Annotated in this window: 12 protein-coding genes; 8 read left to right on the forward strand and 4 right to left on the reverse strand. The window is 73.5% G+C overall.

Translation table 11 applies throughout. The annotated features are described in order from the left end of the window. The 6 genes from AB8Z36_RS21915 to AB8Z36_RS21940 all read left to right on the forward strand — a co-directional run. The coding region (locus AB8Z36_RS21915) for a DMT family transporter (RefSeq protein ID WP_369215061.1) at positions 1-648 on the forward strand (648 nt) is incomplete at its 5' end. 82 nt (positions 649-730) lie between these two features. After that, positions 731-1,366, forward strand: a complete 636-nt coding sequence (locus AB8Z36_RS21920) for a TetR family transcriptional regulator (RefSeq protein WP_369215062.1) — start codon at positions 731-733, stop codon at positions 1,364-1,366. Next, positions 1,363-2,133 (forward strand): glucose 1-dehydrogenase, encoded by a 771-nt coding sequence (locus AB8Z36_RS21925; RefSeq protein WP_369215063.1) that lies wholly within the window; start codon positions 1,363-1,365, stop codon positions 2,131-2,133. The genes AB8Z36_RS21920 and AB8Z36_RS21925 overlap by 4 nt, the downstream gene beginning before the upstream one ends. A 24-nt stretch (positions 2,134-2,157) precedes the next feature. Beyond that, on the forward strand, positions 2,158-2,694 hold the full coding sequence (locus AB8Z36_RS21930; protein WP_369215064.1) for an NUDIX hydrolase: 537 nt from the start codon (positions 2,158-2,160) through the stop codon (positions 2,692-2,694). 57 nt (positions 2,695-2,751) lie between these two features. After that, a complete protein-coding gene (locus AB8Z36_RS21935) occupies positions 2,752-3,144 on the forward strand; it encodes a YidH family protein (protein WP_369215065.1) in 393 nt (130 codons plus the stop codon). Beyond that, positions 3,141-3,461: a DUF202 domain-containing protein gene (locus tag AB8Z36_RS21940; RefSeq protein ID WP_369215066.1), complete on the forward strand. Its 321-nt coding sequence runs from the start codon at positions 3,141-3,143 to the stop codon at positions 3,459-3,461. The genes AB8Z36_RS21935 and AB8Z36_RS21940 overlap by 4 nt, the downstream gene beginning before the upstream one ends. Before the next feature lie 46 nt (positions 3,462-3,507). On the opposite strand, the gene AB8Z36_RS21945 is transcribed toward AB8Z36_RS21940, so the two are convergent. Next, positions 3,508-4,443: an NADP-dependent oxidoreductase gene (locus AB8Z36_RS21945; RefSeq protein WP_369215067.1), complete on the reverse strand. Its 936-nt coding sequence runs from the start codon at positions 4,441-4,443 to the stop codon at positions 3,508-3,510. A gap of 113 nt (positions 4,444-4,556) precedes the next feature. Here AB8Z36_RS21945 and AB8Z36_RS21950 point away from each other — a divergent pair, with 113 nt between their 5' ends. Together AB8Z36_RS21950 and AB8Z36_RS21955 are read left to right on the forward strand one after the other, a co-directional pair. After that, a complete protein-coding gene (locus tag AB8Z36_RS21950; RefSeq protein ID WP_369215068.1) occupies positions 4,557-4,853 on the forward strand; it encodes a hypothetical protein in 297 nt (98 codons plus the stop codon). Positions 4,854-4,977: 124 nt separating this feature from the next. Continuing rightward, positions 4,978-6,000, forward strand: a complete 1,023-nt coding sequence (locus AB8Z36_RS21955; protein ID WP_369215069.1) for a phosphotransferase family protein — start codon at positions 4,978-4,980, stop codon at positions 5,998-6,000. Between the two features lie 7 nt (positions 6,001-6,007). On the opposite strand, the gene AB8Z36_RS21960 is transcribed toward AB8Z36_RS21955, so the two are convergent. The 3 genes from AB8Z36_RS21960 to AB8Z36_RS21970 form a co-directional block, all read right to left on the reverse strand. After that, positions 6,008-6,604, reverse strand: coding sequence for a TetR/AcrR family transcriptional regulator (locus AB8Z36_RS21960; RefSeq protein ID WP_369215070.1), 597 nt, complete (start codon positions 6,602-6,604; stop codon positions 6,008-6,010). 23 nt (positions 6,605-6,627) lie between these two features. Further along, positions 6,628-8,307 carry a class I adenylate-forming enzyme family protein gene (locus tag AB8Z36_RS21965; RefSeq protein WP_440581966.1) on the reverse strand — a complete coding sequence of 560 codons (1,680 nt, stop codon included), beginning with the start codon at positions 8,305-8,307 and terminating at the stop codon, positions 6,628-6,630. Then, positions 8,304-8,910 (reverse strand): SDR family NAD(P)-dependent oxidoreductase (locus AB8Z36_RS21970; protein ID WP_369215072.1); only part of this gene is annotated, 607 nt, incomplete at its 5' end. The genes AB8Z36_RS21970 and AB8Z36_RS21965, both read right to left, overlap by 4 nt.

Below are 8,910 nucleotides of genomic sequence, written 5' to 3' on the forward strand. Positions count from 1 at the left end.
GGGCTGGTCCTGCTCGCGGGCGGGGTGACGGCGTTCATCGTGGCGGGCGAGCCGCGCGGCGGCGACGCGGAGACCGGTGCGCTGCGGCACTGGCTGATCGTCGGGGTGATGGTGGGCGGGGCGCTGCTCCTCACGGCGTGCGCGAAGCGGTCCCGGCTCGGCGCGGGCCCGGTCCTCCTCGCCCTGGCGGCCGGGCTGCTCTACGGCGTCCAGGACGCGCTGACCCGGATCACCGGGGACCGCTTCGCCGAGGGCGGCCTCACGGAGGTGCTCACCGGCTGGCAGCCGTACGGGGTGCTGGTGCTCGGCGTCACGGGGCTCCTCCTTGTGCAGAGCGCCTTCGAGACGGCACCGCTGCGGATGTCGCTGCCCGCGCTGACGGCGGCGCAGCCGCTGGCGGGGATCGCGTGCGGCGTCGGCTTCCTCGGGGACCGGCTCAGGACCGACGTGGGGGCGCTCGCCTGGGAGGCGGCGGGTCTGGCGGCGATCGTGGCGGGCGTGGTCCTGCTCGGCATGCACCCGGCGATGCCCCGCGGCTCCTGCGCCGAGCGGCGGGAGCCCCCGCTCACCGAGGACCCTCCCCCGCCGCACCGCCCGGCGGCCCGCGGGCGCCAGCCGGCGCCGGAGCGGGCGCGGCGCCGGAACTGACGCCCCCGTCCGAAGACCCGTCCAGAGTTCCCCGGACCCCCACCGTTCGCTTTTTAATAATGGACAGCATTAAAGTGGCCGCATGGCAAGGACGTCAGGGGCCGGGACCCGGGAGAAGCTCATCCGTGCGGGCGAGGAGGTCTTCGCCGCGCAGGGCGTGGACGGGGCCCAGCTCAGGGACATCGTCAGGATCGCCGGGCAGAGCAACCCCTCGGCGGTGCAGTACCACTTCGGGTCGCGGGGCGGGCTGCTCGACGCCGTGATGGCGGCCCGCCAGCGCCGTACGGAGCAGGTGCTCACCGCGGAGCTGGAAGGCGCCCCGGACGACCTGCGGGGCCTGCTCACCGCCCTGGTGCGCGCCGAGGCCAGCGAGCTGCGCACCGAGCGCGGCCGACGCTGCCTGCGCGTCTCCGCCCAGCTCAGCCACGAGAGCGGCGTCCGCACCCGCACCCCGCACCCCACCCTCGACGGCACCGTCTACTGGACGCTCATCGGACGGCTCGACGAGCACCTCGCCCCCGGCCTTCCGGAACCGGTGCGCCTGGAGCGGCTCGACCTCGCGCTCACGCTGATCGGCGCCGCGATGAGCGACCGCGCCCGGCAGTACCTCGCGGGCACCACCCCCCTGACCGGCGAGGACGTCTTCCTGGCGGACCTCGTCGCGACCACGTCGGCCCTGCTGCGGGCCGCCCCGCCCACCCTTGGAGAGAGCTCATGACCACCTACGACCTCACCGGCAGGACCGTCGTCATCACCGGCGCCGCGCGCGGCCTGGGCGCCGAGGCCGCCCGGCAGGCCGTCGCCGCGGGAGCGAACGTCGTCCTCACCGACGTCCTGGACGAGGAGGGCGGGGCCACCGCGGCGGCGCTCGGCGAGCGCGCCCGCTTCGCGCACCACGACGTGACCTCCGAGGAGGACTGGCGGCGCGTGACGGACCTCGCCGTCGCCGAGTTCGGCGCGCTGCACGGCCTGGTGAACAACGCCGGGATATCCACCGGCCAGTTCCTGGAGTCGGAGTCCGTCGAGCACTTCCGCAAGGTCGTCGACATCAATCTCACCGGCGTCTTCATCGGCATGAAGACGGTGATCCCGGCCATGAAGGAGGCCGGTGGCGGCTCCATCGTGAACATCTCGTCCGCCGCCGGTCTGATGGGCCTCGCGCTGACCGCCGGGTACGGCGCCTCCAAGTGGGGCGTGCGCGGCCTCACCAAGATCGGCGCGGTGGAGCTCGGCACGGCCCGCGTCCGCGTCAACTCCGTCCACCCCGGCATGACGTACACCCCGATGACCGCCCAGGTCGGCATCGAGCGGGGCGAGGGCAAGTACCCGAACACGCCGATGGGCCGGGTGGGTGAGGCGCACGAGATCGCGGGCGCCATGGTGTTCCTGCTCTCGGACGCCGCCTCCTACGTGACCGGCGCCGAGATCGCCGTCGACGGCGGCTGGACCGCGGGCCCCACGGTCAAGTACGTCATGGGGCAGTGAGCGGCATGCGGTTGGATGGGCCCCATGACTGATGCCGCCACGGGTCCCGCCGACCCCCGCGAGGAGATCCTGTCCGTCGTCGACGAGCACGACGAGGTGGTCGGCGAGGCCCCGCGCGGCGAGGTCTACGCGCGCGGCCTGCGCCACCGCTGTGTCTTCGTCCAGGCGCGGGACGCCGAGGGCCGCGTCTTCGTGCACCGCCGCACCGCGCAGAAGCTGGTCTTTCCCTCGCTGTACGACATGTTCGTCGGCGGCGTGGTCGGTGCGGGCGAGTCCTACGACGACGCGGCGCTGCGCGAGGCGCGGGAGGAGCTCGGCGTGAGCGGGCTGCCGCGGCCGACACCGCTGTTCAAGTTCCTCTACGAGGACGGTGCCGGGCACAGCTGGTGGTCCTTCCTCTACGAGGTCCGCTGCGAGCCGCCGGTCCACCCGCAGGCCGAGGAGGTCGCCTGGCACGCCTTCCTCACCGACGAGGAGCTGGAGCGGCGGCTCGGCGAGTGGGAGTGGGTGCCAGACGGACTCGCCGCGCATCAGCGGCTGCTCGCCTTCCGCGCCGGGTGACGGACGGCCCCCGCGCCGGGTGACGGACCCGCGGGGAGCACGGCTTATGGTGCGCCGGTGAGCAATTTCGTACGAGGTCTGAGTCTGTGGTTCGCCCCCGAGCGCGTCCGCGAGGAGGGCGACACCCCCGACTACCGCTTCTCGCTCGCCAATGAACGCACCTTCCTGGCCTGGCTGCGCACCGCCCTCGCACTGATCGGCGGCGGTTTCGCGGTGGACCAGTTCCTGCCGGACCTGCGCTGGGGCTGGCGGATCGGCCTCGCCCTCGCGCTGCTCGCCGCGGGCGTCCTCAGCTCGCTGCGCGCGGTCAACCACTGGGTGCGCTGCGAGCGGGCCATGCGGCGCGGCGACGATCTGCCCGCGAGCCGCTTCCCGACGCTGCTGAGCCTGGCGGTCGCGGTGGTCGCGCTCGCCATGGTGGTGGTCGTGCTCTTCGGGTGGGAGGGGTGACGGGCGCGGCCGGACCCGCCCGCGACCCCGGTCTCCAGCCGGAACGCACCCGGCTCGCGTGGCGGCGTACGACGCTCTCGTGCACGGTCGCGGCCGTGCTCGCCGCCCGCGCGGTACTGAGCCAGGGCGCGAGCACGATGGGGCTCCTCGCCTGCGCCCTGTGCCTGCTGCTCTGGCTCGGCTTCCTCGCGGTCGCGCACCGCAGGATGGTCGCCCTGACGGCGGCGCGGCCCCGGCGGCTCACCTTCCGGGCCGCGTGGGCCGCCGCCCTGTGCACCCTCGCCCTCGCCCTGTGCGCGGCGGCGATGGTGGTCTGAATACCCCGGCGGAAGCGAAGCCCGCCGGGGTGGCGGAGCCCGCCGGTCAGTCGGCCCAGTCCACCGTGACGACGACCTTGCCCCGGTTGCGGCCCTCGGCGCTGCGGCGGTGCGCGTCGGCGGCGCGCTCCAGCGGGAACGCCTCGTCGACGTGCACGCTCACCACGCCCTCCTCCGCGAGCTCGGTCAGCCGTCGCAGGTCGGCGGCGTCGGGGCGCACGAAGCAGTACTCGCCGCCGAGACCCACCACTTCGCTGTCGACGATGGAGGCGAGCCGCCCCTGTGGCGCGAGCAGTTCGGCGGAGGCCTTGAGCGTGTCGCCGCCGACGGTGTCGAAGGCCGCGTCGACGCCCCGCGGGGCGAGCCCGCGCACCCGGTCGACGAGCCCGTCGCCGTAGGTGACGGGCTCCGCGCCCAGTCCGCGCAGGTAGTCGCGGTTGCGCTCGCCGGCGGTGCCGATGACGCGGGCGCCCAGGTGCCGGGCGATCTGCACCGCGAGGGAGCCGACGCCGCCGGCTGCCGCGTGCACGAGGACGGTGTCGCCCTCCTTCACCACCAGGGCCCTGGTGAGCACCTGGTAGGCGGTGAGTCCGGCGAGCGGCAACCCCGCGGCCTCCTCGAAGGAGAGGTTGCGCGGCTTGGGGGCGAGGGTGCGGACGGGGGCCGCCACGTACTCGGCGAAGGTGCCGCGCGAGAGGAAGTCTTCGCGTACGTACCCGATGACCTCGTCGCCCACCGAGAACTCCGGGACGGCGGCGCCCGGCTGCACGACCACGCCCGCGACGTCCCAGCCGGGGATCACCGGGAAGACCGGTTCGAGGAGCGCGTCGAGGTGGCCCTCGCGGCACTTGTAGTCGACGGGGTTCACGGCGGCGGCCCGCACCTTCACCAGGACGGAGTCGGGCCCGACCTTGGGGTCCCGCACCTCGCCGTACTCCAGGACCTCGGGGCCGCCGTAGTTTCGGTAGCTGATCGCCTTCATGGCCGCCGGGTCCCCGGACAGGCGGCCGCGCAAACGTCCAAAACGCAATTTACCGGGCATCACGGGCTAGCCTGGGGGATCATCCATCCCGCAAGCCCCAGAAGGTGCGCGACATGACCACGCTCCACCACGAACACCCGGTGCACGACCACGTCCACGGCCCGGCCTGCGGCCACCCCGAGGTGCCGCACGGCGACCACGTCGACTACGCGCACGACGGCCATCTGCACCGCCTGCACACCGACCACTACGACGAGTGCGAGCCCGCGGAGCACGTGGCCCACGCGGGGCACGAGCACCGGCACGGTGACGGCTGCGGGCACGAGTCCGTGCTCCACGGCGACCACGTGGACTATCTGCACGACGGCCACCGGCACGCCGCCCACGACGGGCACTGGGACGACCACTGACGGTCCCCCTCCGGGCATCCGGCTCTCCCCGGGGCTCCCGGCGGGGGCCCCGGCCTCTGGACGACATACCGACTGGTCGGCATCATGGGGTGGCACGCCACCATCACGCCGATCAGGAGCGACCATGAGCGCAGATCACCCGCCGGGCCTCGACCTCGACAAGTTGCGCGGCCATCTCGACCGGGAGCGTCCTGGCCTGACCGGCGGGCCGCTCACCGCCCGGCTGATCGAGGGCGGCCGGTCCAACCTCACGTACGCCGTGACCGACGGGAGCGCGCGCTGGGTCGTGCGGCGGCCGCCGCTCGGCCACGTCCTCGCCACCGCGCACGACATGAAGCGCGAGCACCGCGTCATAGCCGCCCTGCACCCCACGGACGTGCCGGTGCCCGCGCCCGTCCTGCTCTGCGAGGACGAGGCCGTCATCGGGGCGCCGTTCTACGTGATGGAGTACGTGGAAGGCACCCCGTACCGCACCGCCGACGAGCTGGCGCCGCTCGGCCCCGAGCGCACCCGTGAGGCGGTGCTCGGCCTCGTCGACACCCTCGTCGACCTGCACGCCGTCGACCCGGAGGCGGTCGGCCTCGCGGACTTCGGGCGCCCCGAGGGCTTCCTCGACCGGCAGCTCCGGCGCTGGGGCAAGCAGCTCGACGCCTCCCGCAACCGCGACCTGCCCGGCATCGACGAGCTGCACGCCGCGCTCGGCCGCGCGCTGCCCGCCTCCCCCGCGCCCACCGTCGTCCACGGCGACTACCGCCTGGACAACGTCCTGATCGGCGACGACGACCGGATCAGGGCCATCCTCGACTGGGAGATGTCCACGCTCGGCGATCCGCTCACCGACCTGGGCCTGCTCGTGATGTACAGCGCCAGGCTGGAGGTGCCCGACTCCCCCGTCAGCACCACCGCGGGCGCGCCGGGCCACCCGGACCCGGCCGAGCTGGTCGAGCGGTACGCCGCGCGCTCGGGGCGCGACGTCTCCGCCGTCTCCTGGTACACGGCCTTCGCGTGGTTCAAGCTCGCCGTGATCCTGGAGGGCATCCACTACCGCTACACGCTCGGCCAGACGGTCGGTGCCGGTTTCGACCGGATCGGCGAGCTGGTGCCCGTCTTCATCGAGCACGGCCTCAGCACGCTCCGGGGACGCTGACCGGGCCCTACGGGACCCGCAGCGCCCGCAGCAGGAGGTCCGCCAGGTGGTCGGCCACCTGCTGGGGGGTGAGCGGGCCCGCCGGGCGGTACCAGGTGGACAGGTGGTGGACGGAGCCGAAGTGGTAGTCCACCACCAGGTCCGCCGGGGTCGCCGTGCTGAAGACCCCGGACTCCTGGCCCTCCTCGATCAGGGCCCGGAAGCGCTCGTGGTAGCGGCGGCGTTCCGCGCGCACCTGCTTGTTCTTCTCCGGGCTCAGATGGTGCATGGAGCGGAAGAAGATCGAGGCGTCGTCGAGGTTGTCGATCGTGGTGACCACGACGTCCGCCGCCGCGTCGCGGACCCGCTGCGCCACCGGCGCGTCGCCGTCCGCGATGGCGTCGAGCCGCTCCTGCTGCACCCGGAGCACCCGGGCGTAGACCTCGTGCAGGAGGTCGTCCTTGGAGCCGAAGTAGTGGTAGAGCGCGCCCTTGGTCACGCCCGCCGCCTCCACGATCTCCTGCACCGACGTACGGTCGTAGCCGCAGTCGGCGAAGAGCCGGGTGGCGGCGGCCAGCAACCGCTGCGGGACGGGCGTGCCGTCACCGTCCGTCTTCCTGGCCACTGCCGCCACCTGCCTTTCAGATGTCACCGGTTGTTCTGTTCACGGGAACGCAGTTCCCGCCGGAGGATCTTCCCACTCGTCGTCTTGGGCAGCTCCGCCAGGATCTCCACCTCGCGCGGGTACTTGTACGCGGCGAGCCGCTCCTTGCAGTACGCCGTCAGCTCCTCGGCCCCCGTGCCGTCGCCGGGGCGCAGGCTGACGTACGCCTTGACGCTCTCGCCCCGGTAGCTGTCGGGGACGCCGACGACGGCCGCCTCACGGACGGCGGGATGGGAGTACAGGACGTCCTCGACCTCGCGCGGCCAGACCTTGAAGCCGGAGGCGTTGATCATGTCCTTCTTGCGGTCGACGACGTACAGCCAGCCCGCCGGGTCCATGAAACCGATGTCGCCGGTGCGCAGTTCGCCCTCGGGGAAGGCCTCCTCGGTGGCCTCGGGCCGCTTCCAGTAGCCGGGCACCACCTGGGGCCCCGCCACGGCGATCTCGCCGTGCTCCCCGAAGGGCACCTCCTGTCCGGCGTCGTCCAGGACGCGTACGACCGTCTCGGGCCCCGGGACGCCCACGGCGAGCGTGCCGGAGACCGGGTCGACCGGCGCCTCCTGGCCCGGCGGCACGGAGGCGCAGGGGGCGGTGCACTCGGTGAGGCCGTAGCCGTTGTGGAGGTAGGGGCCGAAGGCGTCGCGGAACTTCTCCACCAGGGCCGGGGGCAGCGGGGCGCCGCCGGAGGAGATCAGGGCGAAGGAGTCGAAGTGGGCGCGGGTCACTGCGGGATGCGCGGCCAGCGCCATGAAGGCCGTGGACGGGCCGACCGTGTAGGCGGGGCGGTGCTCGGCGAAGGCGTCCAGGACCACTCCGGCCTCGAAGCGGTAGGCGAGCGCGAGGGTGCCCACGTTGGCGACGCAGGCGGCGATCTGGGCGACCATGCCGGTGATGTGGAAGAGCGGCGCCATCGCGAAGTAGCAGGAGCCTTCGGGGATTCCGGAGCCGGTGCGCTGCCGTTCGGCGTTGTAGGTGATGTTGCCGTGGGTGTTCATGGCGCCCTTGGGGGTGCCACTGGTGCCCGAGGTGTAGCTGATCAGGGCCACGTCGGACGGGCCGAGCGCGCGGTCGGCGGGGGCCGGGTGACGCGCGCGGGCGACCGCCACGAGGTCGTCGGCGTCGGCCGCGGGGGGCAGTCGCTCGAAGTCGAGGACGCGGGTGTCGTTCCTGCTCTGGAGGTCGAGCTGGCAGGCGGTGAGCACCATCCGCACCGACGAGCCCGCCGCCGTGTCGCGCAGATACGTCTCCCAGGCGCGGTCCGCGCAGATCAGCGCGGTCACATCGGCGTCGGCGAGGACGTGGGCGACCTCCGCCGACTTGTACATGGGGTTGACGGGCACGACGGTGGCGCCCGCCTTCCAGGCGCCGATGAGCGCGAGCACGAAGTGCGGGGTGTTCTGGAGGAGGATCGCGACGCGGTCGCCGCGCGCGAGGCCGCGAGCGGCCAGGTGTCCGGCGACCGAGTCGGTGAGGGCGTCCGTCTCGCGGTAGCTCAGGCGTCCGTCGAAGTAGGCGAGTGCGGTGTGCTCGGGGGCCCTGGCGACGGCCGCGCGGAAGGCGTGCACCACGGAGGCGGCGGGGGTCACCGGGCCGCGCTGGGCGTCGTTGAGCCGGGCGAGCCAGGGCTTGGCGGCGTAGACCGAACCGGCCGGGTAGGTCGTCACGCTCCGGCCGCCTCCCACTTCCGCTGGATGTGGTTCATGCCGGAGAGCCAGGTGTCGGGGGTGGCGGCGCGGGCCTGGTAGAAGGCGGCGACCTCGGGGTGCGGCAGGATCAGGAAGCGGTCCTCGGCCATGCCCGTGAAGAGCGCCGCCGCGACGTCCTCCGGTTCGATGGCGGTGGGGGTGAGGACGAGGTCGCCCGCGCTGCCGGTGGCGGCCAGCATGTCGGTGCGCACGCCCTGCGGGCAGATCGCGTGGACCTTGATGCCGCGGTGGCGGTAGGTCAGCGAGAGCCACTCGGCGAAGGCGTAGGCGCCGTGCTTGGTGACGCTGTAGGGGGCGGCGCCGATCATGGTGAGCAGTCCGGCGGCGGAGACCGTGGAGACGAAGCGTCCGCTGCCGCGCTCCAGCCAGCCGGGCAGCAGGGCGTGGGCCGCGCGGACGTGCGCCATGACGTTGACGTCCCAGGCCGCGGCCCAGACCTCCTCGGGCGCGGCCTCGCTGCCGCCGGAGCCGAGCCCCGCGTTGGCGCAGTAGACGTCGACGGCGCCGCCGAGCGCCTCGGTGGCCCGTGGCGCGATGTCCGAGGCGTCCCCCGGCACGGCG

The sequence above is a fragment of the Streptomyces flavofungini genome, assembly GCF_041028215.1.
GTDB classification, from domain to species: Bacteria; Actinomycetota; Actinomycetes; order Streptomycetales; family Streptomycetaceae; genus Streptomyces; species Streptomyces flavofungini_B.